We start from the raw sequence: 14,390 nt of genomic DNA on the forward strand, positions 1-14,390 counted from the left end.
AAAAAAGCCACTATAAGAAAAATTTATAGTAGCTTTTAAATTATATTTAACATTTTGGTAATCAATTTTTTGAATTAATCTACTCCAACCATAACTTAAAGTCCTTTACCCGCTCCCTGCTCACGATGATTTCTTGCTCATTGAAGCGTTTCAACTTGATCTGGAGCCTTGAATTTGTATAGGAAATGATGTCCCCGATGTGGTTGATGTTCACATAAAACTTGCGGCTTATCCGGAAAAAAACTTTGGGTGAGAGCTCCTCTTCCAACTGTTCCAAAGTGGTGTCCAAAAGGTAATTCCTGCCGTCCGAAGTGGCCGCATAGGTACCCTTGTTCTCACTGTAAAAACATTCCACCTCATCGGCATTGATGATCTTGAGGTGCTGCCCCACTTTTACGGTAAAGCGTTTTTTGTATTCCCGTTCCAGGGGGTTCACCAATAGGTTTTTGATGTCGTTGAAATCGACCGAAATTTTCCTGCTCTCCGGCTTGAAGTTCCTGTACTTTTTCACGGCACTTTCCAACTCTTCATCATCTATGGGTTTCAACAAATAATCGATGCTGTTCAACTTGAATGCCTGGAGCGCATATTCATCATAGGCGGTGGTGAAAATGATGGCACTCTTCACATCGACCACATCAAAAATCTCGAAGGAAAGACCATCGGACAATTGGATGTCCAAAAAGATAAGATCGGGGTGGGGGTTGTTCTGGAACCACTCGATGGATTCGTCCACCGAATGGAGCATGGTGGAAACTTCCAGGTCCAAGTCTGCCAATAATCTGGCCAACCTTCTTGCGGCCGGTTTTTCATCCTCAATGATGATCACGTTCATGGTAGTTCGGTTTTGGTTGTATGGTTTTTGATATCGTTCTGTTTATGCATTTTGAACAATGCCCGTTCATTTGTATCTGTCCATTTCATTCCTGTCCTCGTCCATATATTTTTGGATCTGGCGTTCCTCCCATTTTTTGAAGAACGGGAATTTCCCTCGATAAACAATTATCGCATGCACAAGCAATATAATTCCCCATATGGCAATATTGGCATTGACCCAGTCAAAATAATAGGTCTCCGTTGGGAAACCTTCCGGCATGAAGGGGTGCAATACCCCACTTTGGAGCAGGAACAGAAATCCATTCACAGCGATAAAGATCAGTATGTGCCTGTAAAAACCCTTCAGCTCCTTGATCCGCTTGTTGGCTCTTTCCAGGCTTGTTCCACTTTGGTCCATGGTCATTTGTATTTGTCCATTTCCTTTTTATCCTCGTCCATGTACTTCTGGATCATGCGTTGTTCCCAATTCTTCCCCAACATCGGGTTGAACCCGAACACATACACGGCATGGAACGCCATACCCAATCCCCATGAGAACAGGGTGACAAAATGGGGCCATTGCCAAAAATTGTCCGTTCTAAGATACACATTCACCAAAATAAATGCATTGACCACAATATAGATCGCCAAGTGAATGTAGAACCCCTTAAGTTCCTCTACCCGCTTCTTGGCCCGTTTGTACTTGTCTGTCTTGATGTCTTCCATGATCATTTCCATTTTTGGGTTTTGTCGTCCTCGTTCATAAACTCCTCAATCTTACGCTGCTCCCATTGTTTTCCAAAAAATGGGTTAAGGTCGAAGGTCTTCAGGGCGTGAAAAATGATTCCGATGCCCCAGCCAAATGCGGCCCAAAGGAACCACATGTATCCAAATCCTGTAGTGAAGTAGTTGACCAGTGCCAGACCGGATATGACCACGATGTAGGAGAAAAGGTTGCCGTAGAACTTTTTAAGTTCCTCCACCCTTTCCTTGGCCCTGATGTACTTGCTCTGTTTGTCAAAATTTTCCATAGTGTTGTTTTTTAACGGAATGTGACAGTTAAATATACTCATTGTTAAAATTCTTTGTTGTCCATTAACTCCCTGATCTTACGCTCTTCCCATTCTTTTCCAAAAATGGGGTTGTAGCCATGGGAGGTCATCCAGAGGCTCACAAGTCCTATTCCCCATCCCACGGTCGGGAAAATGGCCCAAAGGAAATCCGTTGTCCTAGAGTTGAGCCACCACAGAAATGGGATAACGAGACAGTAGGACACCAGGCTATAGTAAAAAGATTTCAGGTCCTCCACTCGCCTCTTGGCCCTGTCATAACTGTATTGTCTTGAATCTTCCATTGTTCGATTGTTTTTTGATTACACTGTAAAATTCGCAATACGCCTCGAGGAGTGAAAAAGTAGTTTCCTGGACTGTTGTTTTTGGGGGATGAACTGTGGGGTCTAGGGTCTAGGGTCTAGGGTCTAGGGTCTAGGGTCTAGGGTCTAGGGTCTAGGGTCTAGGGTCTAGGGTCTAGGGTCTAGGGTCTAGGGTCTAGGGAAAATACAAAATTGGAAGAAACGAACTTGTTCTTGACATTTTAGTTGAACTTGAGCTTGAAATTGGACCTCCCCTTTAATCCTTCCTCAAAAATCGTCCTTTTCCATGAGTTCCCGAATCTTTCGTTCCTCCCACCGCTTGCCCCAAAGTGGATTGTAGCCAAAGGCTTCCATGCCGTGCATCAACACGCCAAAGCCCCACCCCAAGGTCGGGAAGATGGCCCAGAGGAAATCCGTCGTCCTGGAGTTGAGCCACCACAGAAAGGGGATGACGATACAGTATGCGGTCAGGTTGCCATAAAAGTCCTTAATGGCCTTTACCCGCTCCTTGGCCTTGATGTAGCGTTTTTCCTCAATATAGCTTTGCTGGGTCTCCACCACGGAGAACTCTTGGGTGAGCATGGGCAATTCCACACTGAAGTCCGAAACCGTTTTGTTGATGACCACCCCACGGTCGGTCAGGATATTGTAGCGCTGCTTGATGTTCTGCAATCCCACCCCACTGCTTTTGTTCACCACTTGTTTTTCTTGGAGATTGTTGCTCACCACCAGCATGGATCCTTTTTCGAACACCTTGATGTGCAACGGTCTGGATGCCTTGACCACATTGTGCTTCACCGCATTTTCCAACAGGAGTTGCAATGACAAAGGGACAATTTTTGCATCGGGCACAGAGCACTTTTCAGGAATATCAAAGACAATACTGTCTTCAAAACGCATCTTCAACAGCCCCACATAGGTCTTGGCAAAATTGAGCTCCTCGTCCACCGTCACCAAATCCTTGTTCTTCTGCTCCAAGACATATCGGTACACTTTGGACAGCGAGGTGGTGAATTTCTGGGCCTGCTTTGGATCTTCCTCTATCAGGCTTGTGAGCACATTCAGGCTATTGAACAAGAAATGGGGGTCCAATTGGTTCTTAAGCGCATCGAAACGCGCCGAGGCCGTACCCGCTATGATTTTCTGCTCCTTTACCTGTTTCTCTTTGTAATATTTGTAGTAGTAGGCGGCATAGAACAAAATGGCCACGACCATGGAAATCAAAAAAGAGGTCAAATAATATTGTGGGCGTTCCCCAAAAAGAAATTGGTCCAACGGCACTTTATGGACCAACACCCGAACCACCAACCGGGAAAGAAAAATACCCAAAATGGAGGCGGTTATGTTTCCAGCCAAGCCATAGGCAATGTACTTTCGGGTGAACAGTTCCTTGCCGTATTTCCGCATCAACAGGATGAAAGAACATGCATTGCACAGGTAAATGATGATGGAAAAGAGCATGGTCTCCAAAAAATCGTCCCAAAGTTCTCCTGCACTAAAATCCCAGCCATTCACAAAATAGATAATGAGGAAGACCACATAAATGGCCATCCCCACTAAAATGGATTTGAAAAGTTCCTTGAAAAAGAGTTTCATCCGATCTTATTTACAACTTGCCAAAACCTCCTCTGCCCTTTCCTTGCCCCAAGAAGGGTAAAACGGGGTTTCGGATTTAAAGGTAGCAAAAAGTTCCAACGCCTTTTCCACATCCTTGCAATACGGGGCCGTATCCTTTCCAAAATACCGGGCCGCACCCATGTCCCATTCCGCCTTTGATAGTACGACCCTAGGGTTGTCCGGGGCCAGTTCCATTGCCGTTTGGTAGAGTTGGACGTTCTTTTGGGACATCGTCATGCCGTAGGTGGCACCATCAAAAGCGATCCAAGCCGTATTGATGAGCGCTTCCTGGATCAAAATCTCCGGATTGTCCGGCGAAATGGCCTTTGCCACGTCCAAGAATTCCTTGGCCTTTTCCAACTGCACAGTCAACTTTTTCTCATCCTTTTCGCCAAAAGAGATGACCGTGTTGACCTGCGAAGCATAGTAATAGGGCAACCAATTGTCGGGTTCTGCCGTGGCTATCCGCTCAAAGAGATTGGAGGCCTCCCCCGTTTGTCCGCTCTCCCACAATTGGAAAGCCTTTTCCATTCCTTTGGTGTAACGGTCCTGTGCGCTGGCCGTAAAAATTACAAGAAGTACAAATAAAGAAGTTAGTTTTCTCATGACTGTCGTTTTTTGATTCCCGTATTGGGCATCCATTATTGATTGTTTGTGATTATCGTGCCACAAAAGTGCACCAACGGAGCCGGCAAGGAAAAGAAGGTTTACCGAACTGTGGTTTTTAAGGGATGAATTGAAAAACCAAACCACATGGGCAGTATTTCATACTTTAGCAGAAAGAAGAACAATCCCTAAAATATATGTACACCCCGCCTCACTATCAAAACAACGACATTGCAGAGATCAAGGATTTCTTGGTCCAAAACAGTTTTGGCATTCTCATCAATATCATCGACAACAAACCTTGGGGCACCCACATCCCTTTGGAACTGGAAACGGATGGAAATGGGCATGATGTCTTGGTTGGGCATATCGCAAAGGCCAATCCGCAATGGAAGGGTTTTGATGAAGAAGCGGAAGTGCTTTGCATCTTCAACGGGCCGCATGCCTATGTTTCCTCTTCATGGTACAAGGAAGAGGAAGTCCCCACCTGGAACTACATCGCCGTGCACGTCTATGGCAAATTGAAGGTCTTGAGTGAAGCGGAGACTATGCAATCCATGCACCGATTGGTGGAAAAATACGAGCATGACTCCAAGGACCCCATATCGCTGAAAAATATGTCGGTAAAAACCCTTCGACAGGTAAAAGGAGTGGTCGGCTTCCAAATCCAGATTACGGACATCCAAGCGACTTACAAGCTTTCCCAGACTCGTGTGGAAGACCACCCCAAAATCATTTCCGAACTTGGCGAAAGGGATGCCGGGAGCAAGGCCATTGCCCAAAAAATGGACGCTAAAAACTCTTAGGGTCTACTCAACATCTTGAAAAATGGCATCTGCCCAATTGGAGTATCTAGGGTTTTCCACGTGCATGATCCAAAGCTCATCAGTATATTTTCCTTTCATTTTGGATCTATAGGCTGCATAGGCATCTTCATTTTCCTGATATTTGGCCAAGTACACATAATTGAGACCGTTGTCCGGATTCTTGAAATATTGTGCCTCCAAGCCTTGCTTCTTCAGTTTTCCCATGAACTCCCTTAGGTAATTCTCATTTTTGAAAACATTGGCCACAATGTAGTGTCCTTGCCCCACTCCGTCCAGATTGATGAATTTCTCGATGGGTTTGAAGGCACCTCCATGGAAGGTTCCCTCCTTCTCCTTTTCCACTTCTTTTGGAGTGTTCTTGGTCTTGGCATTTTGTACCAACGCAGTACTTTCCATAGAACCGTAAATGGAATCCAGGTCATCGCTGTCGGCCAAATAGAGTTTTTGTGCCTTTGCTTCTATTTCGGGTGTTTTGTCGCCTGTATGCCGTTTCACGATGCGCATCACCATTTCAAAACGCTTTTCCATATCACGTTCCCTGTTCCTCTCCAAGGAGTCCATACGATAGACCAGTTCGTTGATCACCGCATAATTATCCTCCTGCTGCTCCCTTAACTGGGCAATCTGCTCCTCCCAGAACGCCAAGTCTTCCTTGTTGGTGGGACGCAATGTGGTCTGGGCATCCAGCTTGCCCCTTGACCCGTCCTTTTCCTTGTTGTCCTTCTTATCGGCAGCTGCCACAAAGGTTCCTTCTATCGGTTTTTTGGTCTCCCCATCCGGATTTTCCTCATTGGAAACGAAGGTGTTTTTGGAAAGTGTGGGAACAAAGGAGTAGGCAATGGAGATTTCGTGCGTTACCCCAAGATTGGCAATACTGTTGCTGATGTTCTTTTCAAAATTATAGCCAAAGGAAAGTCTTCTGTTCAGATTGAAGCCGGTTCCGGCCGAAGCACCGTACAATTGATCGTACCCGCCTTGAATCCAACCCAACTTGGGAAGGTCCAGAATGATCCCTCCGCCAAAAATGGGGTCTTCCACTCCATCAAAACGTGCCCTTGCCAAAGGCAACAGCCTGCCATCCTCAAAGATTCCCGCACCGTTTGCGAACTCATGGGTGAATTGGATGTGGCCCGAAAAAGTCTTTTGGCCCAACTCGGTCAAAGATTTGCCCGAGTTGATGTTGTAGTCCACCAAATTTTGGGCAAACACTCCAAAATCAAACTTGCCCAAGGACAGGTTGATGCCGGGCTGGAAAGAAAGGATGGAGTTCTGGGAAGCATCCCTCAACAAGGGATCGTCTTCCAGGGCCACCGCGCGACTGGGATCATAACTGCTTACGTAATAAGGGATGTTTACCCCAAAGGTGAGGCTGCTCTCTTTTCCCAATTTGATGCCATGCGAATAATTGGCCATCACCCCCAAGTTGGAGATCACCCCTTCTTGTTGGTTGTAAAGGCTAAAGCCCAGACCGATCATGTCGTTGATCCTTCCGCTATAGCTGAGAAAATAGTTCTGCCTATTGTTATCAAAATCAGCACTTTGACTTCTGTGAAATAGGTTGATATACGATTTATCCTCCCTCACTGCCGAAAAGGTGGGATTGATCAAGAACCTGTTGAATTTCAATAAGTTCTGAAATGGAACATCGTAGCTCACGTAGGGGTTGCTCTCTTGGGCAACAGTTGTCTGGCCCATCATCAAGCTGACTGCCAGAACATAAAAGACCCGCTTACATTTAGGTAGGGGAAATTTTTGGGGGAATAAAAGTAGTTTTACATCCATAGCCGATTGGATTTTGTAGGTTAAGTTTCCTGTTTGGGACAGGGTTGTTTTTTTGATTCGGTCTCATTAGCAAGATTTGGGAACTTGTAAGAGTTTTATTACTAATTACAATGTAATATTACGCAAAATATCGGCTAAGCGCCAATTTTTTCGTTGAACGGTGAGGTGAATTGAATATTTAACGTATTAGTCCTCAAAATATTGGGTGAAATACCCAAAAAAAGCTAAAAAATCCTCTTAATTTTGAGTAAGACATATACATCCTAAATGACAGAGCCAAACACCTTATCCATTGTCCCCTATTCCGACATTCACAAGGATGCCTTTAAGGCGCTTAACGAGGCCTGGATCACCAAGTATTTCAAGATGGAAAAGATGGATTATGCCTCACTCGACCATCCCAAGGAATACATTTTGGACAAGGGCGGCTATATTGCGGTGGCGGTTTTGGACAGCCAAGCTGTTGGGGTGTGCGCACTGATTCCCAGCCAAAAGGAAGGATATGATTTTGAACTGGCCAAAATGGGTGTGTCCGAGCATGTACAGGGCATGGGAATAGGCAAATTGCTGGGACAGCACATCATTGAAAAAGCAACGGAAATGGGTGCCAAAAAACTCTATTTGGAGAGCAATCGTGTCCTCGGGCCCGCCCTTTCCCTCTATCAAAAGTTGGGTTTCAAGGAAATGGTCGGGGCCACTTCCCCTTATGAGCGTAGCGACATCCAGATGGAACTGGACCTTCGTTCTTCGGATGAATCATCCCTATCATGATTTCCCCTTTCCGCCATAAATTTGCCATCGTCACACTTCTTGTTTCATATCTCATTAAAAATGAGTACCTTAATACTGTTCAACCTAAAACCTTTCAGCCATGGGAACAGTAAAGAAATTGAACAAATGGGCCAATGCCCACACCTATTATCCGTTGGATTTTTTGCGGGTGGCCCTTGGAATATTCCTTTTCATCAAAGGAGTGGAATTTATGGCCAATCATGCGGAAATGGCAGAAATGGCCAAGCCCTTTGAAGGTATACCAGGTGGCATGATCATTCTCCATTACATTGCCCCAGCACATTTTGTGGGCGGGATATTGATCGTTGTGGGACTGTTGACGCGCTGGGCGGCCATTGCACAGCTACCCATTCTGTTCGGGGCCATCCTTACCAATTTCCTGGGCACCATGGATGTGGGAAATCTATCCATGGCGATGCTTGTCCTGCTTACCTGTCTCTTCTTCATTGTCTATGGGTCAGGGAAACATTCGGTGGACTATTATCTCAAAATGGAGAAATAACCTAAAGGTTATCCAACTGGTTGCTCTTTCCGTCTGAACTGATGGTCCAAAAGAAGCCCACGAAGAAAAAACTGTCCGCCGCAGGGGTAATGGCATGTCTATCAAAGGTCCCATTCATGTTGGGAGTGTCCGCATATTGGTAATTGCTGATATTGTTGAATCCCAACATATTGTTCACCGAAAAGTAGAGGATTTTCTGTTGGTCAATCAAATACGCCCAATTGAAGCTCAGGTTATTGAAGGACCTGGTCTTTTCCGCCATAAATTCCGGGGTGTTGGGATTGTGATAAGGCCTTCCCGAACCGTAGGAATACGTAAACCCGACCTGTGAACGAAGCTTGTCCACCCAATATTTGGTCACCACGGACAGGTTGTGCTTTGGGGCGAAATTCGGCGTGGCCCTTTCGCTAAAATTTTGATAATCCCTTTCCGTATCCAAATACGAATAGGAAACCCAATAATCCAGATATTCAATGCTTTTGTTATCCCGCCAGAACAGGTCCAGGCCACTGGCATATCCGGAACCGGAGTTGGCATAAACGGAGCCAAATTCGGGCATTTCGGTGTCGTATTTGATCAAATTGTCATAATCCTTATAATAGGCCTCAGCCCTAAAAGTCTTGCCATTGCCTATATATTGATAGTTCAAGATATAGTGGGATGCCTTTTCAAAATGTACGCTCCCATCAAACTTGACCACATCTGAAACTGGTCTTTGGTAAAAATCGCCATAGGCCAAGGAGAACTGTCCATTTTCACCTGGCTTGTAGGCCAACGATACCCGCGGTGAAACGTTGAAATCATCCAACAGGGTGCTGTGCTCTCCCCTGACCCCAAGTTTCATGGCGAACCTATTGCTCAAAAAGATGTCGGATTCCGCAAAGGTGGCCCAAAGTTGCCCATCATAGCCAGTTCCAAAAACAGTATTTTCCGTATCGGTATAGGTTTCTTCAAAATCCGAAATGAAAACCTCCGCCCCGACACTCAGACCAAATCGACTGTTGAAGTTTTTCCCGGCCTTCACCTTGATATGGGATGCCGTTTCCTTAGTGTCGATTTGGTTCTCTTCAACCCCTATGTCATTGGTATCCCAAGAGATGGAAGCCCCGGAGACAAGGCTCCAGTTATTTTCAAAAAAATACTTGTACGAAGAGTTAAAGTAAAGGTTGTTGTTGGTCATCTGAAAGCGTACAAAATCAGTATAATTGATATCTTCCTGTTCTATATCCAAATTGGCGTGGTTGAAGCCCGTGTAGAGCTTGAACATACTTCTTTCCCCCTTGCTCCTAAATACCGCTTCCCCGGAAATGGATTCGTAAGGTCTATTCCAACGAGTCCCATTTTTGGAAGGGATCAAGGCTTCATAAGGCGCCAAGTTGATGTAGGATGTGTTCAGGCTCAGGGATTGATCACCCCAGATCTTTGTATGGCCCACCCCGCCCCCTACGGACATGATGGAAATATCCGTTTTCTCCTGTTCGGGCACATCGGTGGTGTTCAGCAAAAGTACACTGGACAACGCCTGTCCGTATTCAGCGGAATACCCTCCCGTACTGAAGGTGATCCCCTTAAAAAGAAAAGGGGAAAACCGGCCCCGGGTGGGAATGTTGTTGGCCGTGGCACTGAAAGGCTGAAAAACCCTGAGCCCGTCTATGAACACCTGGGTCTCCCCTGCTGTTCCACCACGAACGAACAAGCGCCCATCTTCATTGATGGTGGTCGTTCCCGGCAATGTCTGGAGTGCAGCCACAAAGTCACCTGCAGCCCCGGCCGTGGTCACAATGTCCAACGGTTTCAGCACCGACACTTTGGAATTATCGCCCGCTTCAAAGGTTCCCGCGGTCAAGGTGACCCCCGACAATGAATTGATGGCCTCCACCAACTGGATCTTTAAATCCTTGAAGTAAGCAATGTCACCGATCTCGTAATGAGATTCGTAGGACAACATGGAAACCACCAAGGTCTGGGTTCCCGTCTCCGGGGTTTCAAAGCTAAAGTGACCGTTCTTGTCGGTGGATGCACCATCATAAGTGCCCTCCACATATACATTGGCCCCCTCGATGGGATTCTTCTTGGCATCGGTCACCGTACCCGATACCGTTGTCTGGGCCATCATAAAACCGAAGTTGAAAAATAGAGTGAATACAATAAGAATGTTTTTCATGACTGTTCGTTTGATTGATGCCACAAAATTGTCCCTTAACCATCAGCCTTGCCAAAAGGAAATACCCAACTGTGGATTTTTCACGATGGATCGGGATTCCGTTTTGCCCATTACAGTTCAGCCCAAAAAACCGACAGTTCAGTACTTCCCAATTTTTGAAAAGGGAATTGCGACCGAGATTTGTGGGAACATTAACTTCAAAAACAATCCTTATGAAAACTGTTACCCTAGCATTGAGCTTTTTTTTGGTGGGCCTGATATCCAAAGCGCAAGAAAAAACAGGTATAAACATTACCGTTACCATTGACAATGTGACCAGCAATGAAGGAAAGGTCATGGCCGGGCTTCATACCGCAGAGACCTTTATGAAAGGACCAGGCGTCCAAAACCTTGAGAGCACCATCGAAAATGGAAAGGTGGTACTGACCTTTACGGATGTTGCTCCGGGCTCCTATGCCATCATGGCGATGCACGACGCCAACGGAAACAACCGAATGGACTACGAGTCCAACGGGATGCCCAAGGAGAGTTACGGCTCCTCCGGAAATGATATGTCGTTTGGACCGCCCAATTTTTCCACTTCCAAGTTTGAGGTCGGGGAAGAGGACCTGGAGCTGACCATACGATTTTAGCATCTCTTTCAACCTAAAAAAGCCTGCTTCGAGCGGGCTTTTTGCTTTTTCCCAATCCAAGGACTTTCGTATAGATTATCCTGATGGTTTTTCATACTTTTATATTTCAAATTTATTGTTAGATGACCATCACCCAGCTTCAATATGTACTAGCGGTTGCCGAGCATAAAAATTTCACCTTGGCCGCCGAGAAGAGTTTTGTTACCCAACCCACCTTGAGCATGCAGGTGCAAAAATTGGAAGATGAACTCGGGGTACTCATTTTCGATCGTAGCAAAAAACCCATTTCCATCACCGAGGTGGGCAAGAAAATTGTGGCCCAAGCCAAAAATATTGTAGCGGAAGCAGAACGCATCAAGGATATTGTGGACCAGGACAAGGGGTTCATCGGCGGGGACTATACTTTGGGCATCATCCCAACGGTAATGCCCACCTTGCTGCCCATGTTCCTGAACACCTTCATCAAAAAATATCCAAAGGTGAACCTCATCATCAAGGAGCAGTCCACAGATAACCTGATCAAGAACATCATGGACGGCCACTTGGATGCCGGAATTGCTGCCACTCCTCTGGAAATAGAGTTCATCAAAGAAAGGCCGCTCTATTATGAGCCATTTGTAGGGTATGTGCCCAAAAGCCACCGATTATCCCAAGAAACGGAATTGACCACCGACCATTTGGATGTGAACGATGTGCTTTTGCTACAGGACGGACACTGCTTCAGGGACGGGGTCATCAATTTGTGCAAAGCGTCCAAAAACATGAACGGGGAACATTTCAAAATAGAAAGTGGCAGTTTTGAGACCCTGATCGGTCTGGCCGATGAGGGTATGGGCATGACCTTGTTGCCCTACTTGAACACCCTTCAATTGGGGCAGCAAAAAAGGGAAAGCCTGAAACCGTTCAAAAACCCTTCCCCTGCACGGGAAATAAGTCTGATCTACCATAAGAGTGAACTGAAAATCCAGATCACGGAGGCCCTGAGGGACGTGATTTCCAGCATTGTTAGGGGTGCCATCACCTTTCAGGACGTGAAGATCATCAGCCCGTTGGCCAAAAATTAAAAGGGCCGCATTTCTGCGGCCCCAGTTTTAAGCTTTTAACAATAGTAATGTGGGTTGCAACTCTGGTTTGTCCACAATATAAAATTGCAACCAGATTTTAAGTTCCTCAATTTCACTGGGCAATAGCCTTGAAATAGCTTTCTTCAATTCCTTGGTGAAGAGTTTTGCATCAAAACTTACCTTTTGAAGGATGGTTTTGGTGTAATCCAACATAGCTCTTGGCATAGAAATTTTATTAAATTGGGTCATTGGTTGTGCTCTAAATTAGCGAAAAAACCTTTTTGAAAAACCAAAAATCCAGTTAAAAAATAAATAACTTCGTGTTAACCACAACGTACAAAGTGCATGGATATTTCACCTGACAACCACCTCCAAAAAACGATTTGTCTCCTTCCCTTTCTATTTGCCCTCCTCGCCAGCTGCTCCCCTACACGTAAGTTTGTGAACAGCGAATTGGAGAAGGAGAGTCTCACCAATTCCTTCCATGGCTTGGTCGTTGTAGATGCAAAATCGCAAAAAACCATTTATGACAACCATGGGGACAATTACTTCACCCCGGCCAGCAATACCAAGATCGTTACCTTCTACACAGGCGTGAAACTGTTGCCCAAAAATATCCCCACCTTAAAATACGCTGTTGCCAATGACACCTTGTTCATTGAAGGGACTGGCGACCCGTCGTGGCTGCAACCCCATCTGAAGGACAGTACGGCCGTCCACTGGCTGAAAAACCAAGGGGCCATTGCCCTCTATACCAAAAATTCGGAGGAGCTCCGCTTTGGACCAGGTTGGGCATGGGAAGATTATGACACTTATTTTTCCCCCGAAAAGACCACTATTCCCTTATATGGTAATGTCGCTACCATTTCCAATGCCGGAAAACTGGAAGTGGCCCCTTCCTTTTTCCTTGATTCCACGGAAGTCAGGGAAAATCCGTTTAGAAGGGACGAGCTTACCAACCATTTTTACATTGCCCCCACAGAACAGGACACCCTGGAAGTACCCTTCATCACCAGTGACAGCCTCACCAAACAACTTCTGGAAAGAGTGCTCCAAAAAAAGATTGCATTGGTGGACCATTTTCCCAATACGCCCAAAGAGACCTTATATGGTATGGAAACGGATTCCATCTTTAAGCAGATGCTGTTCAAAAGTGATAATTTTTTGGCCGAACAGTTATTGATGGCTTCCTCTTCCATGCTGTCCGACACTCTGGGGACCCAAAGGGCCATCACCTATATGTTGGAGCATGATCTGGCCGATCTGGAACAACAGCCCCGATGGGTGGACGGTTCCGGGCTTTCGCGCTACAACCTGTTCACTCCACGTTCTTTTGTGCAAATTCTCCAAAAACTTTATGCAGAAGTGCCCGAGGAACGCCTCTTTGGCATATTCCCGATGTGGGGGCCAACAGGTACTGTGGAAAAATGGGAAGACCCCAGTACGGAGCCCTTCCTGTTCGCCAAATCCGGGTCGTTTGGCAACAATTACAACCTGAGTGGTTATATCAAGACCAAGAAAGGTAAATTGCTCATATTCAGCTTCATGAACAATCACTTCAAGGTGCCTTCCTCCGAGATACGGAAAACCATGTACTCTGTGCTCAAGGAACTCCACCTCAACTATTGACCAAAAACAGCATTGATCTGTGCATATTGGAGCAGCATGATGGTCTTGGCATCCTTGATCTCGCCTGTTTTCACCATTTCGAATGCTTCATCAAATCGGATTTCCAGCACTTCAATGTTTTCGGTCTCATCTTCCGCCCCACCTCCTTCACTGACCTTCATGGAGGCTTCGTATTCACCAATAAAGAAATAGAGGATCTCGGTGACGGATCCAGGGGACATGTAGGCCTCGAACACCTTTTTCACCTTGTCTATCTTATAGCCTGTCTCCTCCTCTACTTCCATTTTTATGGTCTGCTCGGCATTTCCTTTTTCCAAGAGCCCCGCACAAGCCTCGACCATCATGCCATCCGCGTTTCCGTTCAAATAGGTGGGCATCCGAAATTGACGGGTGAGCACCACGGTGCCCTTTTTCGTATTGTACAACAAAATAGCAGCCCCATTACCGCGGTCGTAGGCTTCCCTGGTCTGGGTTTCCCAAGTCCCGTCTTCCCGTTGGTACTCAAAAGTGACTTTGTTGAGGGTGTACCAATTGTCGGACAGCAACTCTTTTTTGATATTCCTAATGTTTCCGTATTTCATAGGTGG

At 46.0% G+C, this 14,390-nt stretch carries 17 protein-coding genes; 6 read left to right on the forward strand and 11 right to left on the reverse strand.

Annotation, left to right across the window (positions count from 1 at the left end; translation table 11 throughout):
- Positions 1-79: 79 nt before the first annotated feature.
- The 7 genes from FOT42_RS03640 to FOT42_RS03670 all read right to left on the reverse strand — a co-directional run bounded on the left by FOT42_RS03640 (position 80) and on the right by FOT42_RS03670 (position 4,411).
- Complete coding sequence (locus FOT42_RS03640) at positions 80-835, reverse strand: LytR/AlgR family response regulator transcription factor (protein WP_151889199.1); 756 nt, start codon at positions 833-835, stop codon at positions 80-82.
- A 66-nt stretch (positions 836-901) separates the two neighbouring features.
- A complete protein-coding gene (locus tag FOT42_RS03645; protein ID WP_192938309.1) occupies positions 902-1,234 on the reverse strand; it encodes a 2TM domain-containing protein in 333 nt (110 codons plus the stop codon).
- A 2-nt stretch (positions 1,235-1,236) separates the two neighbouring features.
- Entirely contained in the window at positions 1,237-1,554 is a 318-nt protein-coding gene (locus tag FOT42_RS03650; protein WP_226789788.1) for a 2TM domain-containing protein, read from the reverse strand.
- Positions 1,545-1,847, reverse strand: a complete 303-nt coding sequence (locus FOT42_RS03655) for a 2TM domain-containing protein (RefSeq protein ID WP_192938310.1) — start codon at positions 1,845-1,847, stop codon at positions 1,545-1,547. The genes FOT42_RS03650 and FOT42_RS03655 overlap by 10 nt, the downstream gene beginning before the upstream one ends.
- Before the next feature lie 44 nt (positions 1,848-1,891).
- Complete coding sequence (locus FOT42_RS03660) at positions 1,892-2,170, reverse strand: 2TM domain-containing protein (RefSeq protein ID WP_151889202.1); 279 nt, start codon at positions 2,168-2,170, stop codon at positions 1,892-1,894.
- 285 nt (positions 2,171-2,455) lie between these two features.
- Positions 2,456-3,784 carry a 2TM domain-containing protein gene (locus FOT42_RS03665; RefSeq protein WP_151889203.1) on the reverse strand — a complete coding sequence of 443 codons (1,329 nt, stop codon included), beginning with the start codon at positions 3,782-3,784 and terminating at the stop codon, positions 2,456-2,458.
- A 6-nt stretch (positions 3,785-3,790) separates the two neighbouring features.
- Positions 3,791-4,411 carry a tetratricopeptide repeat protein gene (locus tag FOT42_RS03670; RefSeq protein ID WP_151889204.1) on the reverse strand — a complete coding sequence of 207 codons (621 nt, stop codon included), beginning with the start codon at positions 4,409-4,411 and terminating at the stop codon, positions 3,791-3,793.
- Positions 4,412-4,608: 197 nt separating this feature from the next.
- On the opposite strand from FOT42_RS03670, the gene FOT42_RS03675 reads away from it, so the two are divergent.
- A complete protein-coding gene (locus FOT42_RS03675; protein ID WP_151889205.1) occupies positions 4,609-5,217 on the forward strand; it encodes an FMN-binding negative transcriptional regulator in 609 nt (202 codons plus the stop codon).
- Between the two features lie 3 nt (positions 5,218-5,220).
- Here FOT42_RS03675 and FOT42_RS03680 read toward each other — a convergent pair whose 3' ends face one another.
- Positions 5,221-7,020 (reverse strand): PorP/SprF family type IX secretion system membrane protein, encoded by a 1,800-nt coding sequence (locus FOT42_RS03680; protein ID WP_151889206.1) that lies wholly within the window; start codon positions 7,018-7,020, stop codon positions 5,221-5,223.
- A 267-nt stretch (positions 7,021-7,287) separates the two neighbouring features.
- On the opposite strand from FOT42_RS03680, the gene FOT42_RS03685 reads away from it, so the two are divergent.
- Positions 7,288-7,791, forward strand: coding sequence for a GNAT family N-acetyltransferase (locus FOT42_RS03685; RefSeq protein ID WP_151889207.1), 504 nt, complete (start codon positions 7,288-7,290; stop codon positions 7,789-7,791).
- A gap of 100 nt (positions 7,792-7,891) precedes the next feature.
- Positions 7,892-8,314 (forward strand): DoxX family protein, encoded by a 423-nt coding sequence (locus tag FOT42_RS03690; RefSeq protein WP_151889208.1) that lies wholly within the window; start codon positions 7,892-7,894, stop codon positions 8,312-8,314.
- A 1-nt stretch (position 8,315) separates the two neighbouring features.
- On the opposite strand, the gene FOT42_RS03695 is transcribed toward FOT42_RS03690, so the two are convergent.
- Complete coding sequence (locus FOT42_RS03695) at positions 8,316-10,478, reverse strand: TonB-dependent receptor (RefSeq protein ID WP_151889209.1); 2,163 nt, start codon at positions 10,476-10,478, stop codon at positions 8,316-8,318.
- Positions 10,479-10,690: 212 nt separating this feature from the next.
- Here FOT42_RS03695 and FOT42_RS03700 point away from each other — a divergent pair, with 212 nt between their 5' ends.
- Positions 10,691-11,110 (forward strand): DUF2141 domain-containing protein, encoded by a 420-nt coding sequence (locus FOT42_RS03700; protein WP_151889210.1) that lies wholly within the window; start codon positions 10,691-10,693, stop codon positions 11,108-11,110.
- 122 nt (positions 11,111-11,232) lie between these two features.
- Entirely contained in the window at positions 11,233-12,174 is a 942-nt protein-coding gene (locus FOT42_RS03705; protein WP_151889211.1) for a LysR substrate-binding domain-containing protein, read from the forward strand.
- A gap of 27 nt (positions 12,175-12,201) precedes the next feature.
- On the opposite strand, the gene FOT42_RS03710 is transcribed toward FOT42_RS03705, so the two are convergent.
- Positions 12,202-12,399 (reverse strand): hypothetical protein, encoded by a 198-nt coding sequence (locus FOT42_RS03710; RefSeq protein WP_151889212.1) that lies wholly within the window; start codon positions 12,397-12,399, stop codon positions 12,202-12,204.
- Positions 12,400-12,615: 216 nt separating this feature from the next.
- On the opposite strand from FOT42_RS03710, the gene FOT42_RS03715 reads away from it, so the two are divergent.
- On the forward strand, positions 12,616-13,803 hold the full coding sequence (locus FOT42_RS03715; protein ID WP_226789789.1) for a D-alanyl-D-alanine carboxypeptidase: 1,188 nt from the start codon (positions 12,616-12,618) through the stop codon (positions 13,801-13,803).
- Here the strand turns inward: FOT42_RS03715 and nudK are convergent.
- On the reverse strand, positions 13,797-14,384 hold the full coding sequence (nudK, locus tag FOT42_RS03720) for a GDP-mannose pyrophosphatase NudK (protein WP_151889214.1): 588 nt from the start codon (positions 14,382-14,384) through the stop codon (positions 13,797-13,799). The two genes, FOT42_RS03715 and nudK, sit on opposite strands and share 7 nt — an antisense overlap.
- Between the last annotated feature and the right edge of the window lie 6 nt (positions 14,385-14,390).

The organism is Flagellimonas hadalis, assembly GCF_007785775.2.
GTDB classification, from domain to species: domain Bacteria; phylum Bacteroidota; class Bacteroidia; order Flavobacteriales; family Flavobacteriaceae; genus Flagellimonas; species Flagellimonas hadalis.

Bases quoted from the DNA above. Each gene is read 5' to 3' on its own strand.
- FOT42_RS03640 (WP_151889199.1), bottom strand. From the start codon at position 835: ATGAACGTGATCATCATTGAGGATGAAAAACCGGCCGCAAGAAGGTTG.
- FOT42_RS03645 (WP_192938309.1), bottom strand. From the start codon at position 1,234: ATGGACCAAAGTGGAACAAGCCTGGAAAGAGCCAACAAGCGGATCAAG.
- FOT42_RS03650 (WP_226789788.1), bottom strand. From the start codon at position 1,554: ATGGAAATGATCATGGAAGACATCAAGACAGACAAGTACAAACGGGCC.
- FOT42_RS03655 (WP_192938310.1), bottom strand. From the start codon at position 1,847: ATGGAAAATTTTGACAAACAGAGCAAGTACATCAGGGCCAAGGAAAGG.
- FOT42_RS03660 (WP_151889202.1), bottom strand. From the start codon at position 2,170: ATGGAAGATTCAAGACAATACAGTTATGACAGGGCCAAGAGGCGAGTG.
- FOT42_RS03665 (WP_151889203.1), bottom strand. From the start codon at position 3,784: ATGAAACTCTTTTTCAAGGAACTTTTCAAATCCATTTTAGTGGGGATG.
- FOT42_RS03670 (WP_151889204.1), bottom strand. From the start codon at position 4,411: ATGAGAAAACTAACTTCTTTATTTGTACTTCTTGTAATTTTTACGGCC.
- FOT42_RS03675 (WP_151889205.1), top strand. From the start codon at position 4,609: ATGTACACCCCGCCTCACTATCAAAACAACGACATTGCAGAGATCAAG.
- FOT42_RS03680 (WP_151889206.1), bottom strand. From the start codon at position 7,020: ATGGATGTAAAACTACTTTTATTCCCCCAAAAATTTCCCCTACCTAAA.
- FOT42_RS03685 (WP_151889207.1), top strand. From the start codon at position 7,288: ATGACAGAGCCAAACACCTTATCCATTGTCCCCTATTCCGACATTCAC.
- FOT42_RS03690 (WP_151889208.1), top strand. From the start codon at position 7,892: ATGGGAACAGTAAAGAAATTGAACAAATGGGCCAATGCCCACACCTAT.
- FOT42_RS03695 (WP_151889209.1), bottom strand. From the start codon at position 10,478: ATGAAAAACATTCTTATTGTATTCACTCTATTTTTCAACTTCGGTTTT.
- FOT42_RS03700 (WP_151889210.1), top strand. From the start codon at position 10,691: ATGAAAACTGTTACCCTAGCATTGAGCTTTTTTTTGGTGGGCCTGATA.
- FOT42_RS03705 (WP_151889211.1), top strand. From the start codon at position 11,233: ATGACCATCACCCAGCTTCAATATGTACTAGCGGTTGCCGAGCATAAA.
- FOT42_RS03710 (WP_151889212.1), bottom strand. From the start codon at position 12,399: ATGCCAAGAGCTATGTTGGATTACACCAAAACCATCCTTCAAAAGGTA.
- nudK (WP_151889214.1), bottom strand. From the start codon at position 14,384: ATGAAATACGGAAACATTAGGAATATCAAAAAAGAGTTGCTGTCCGAC.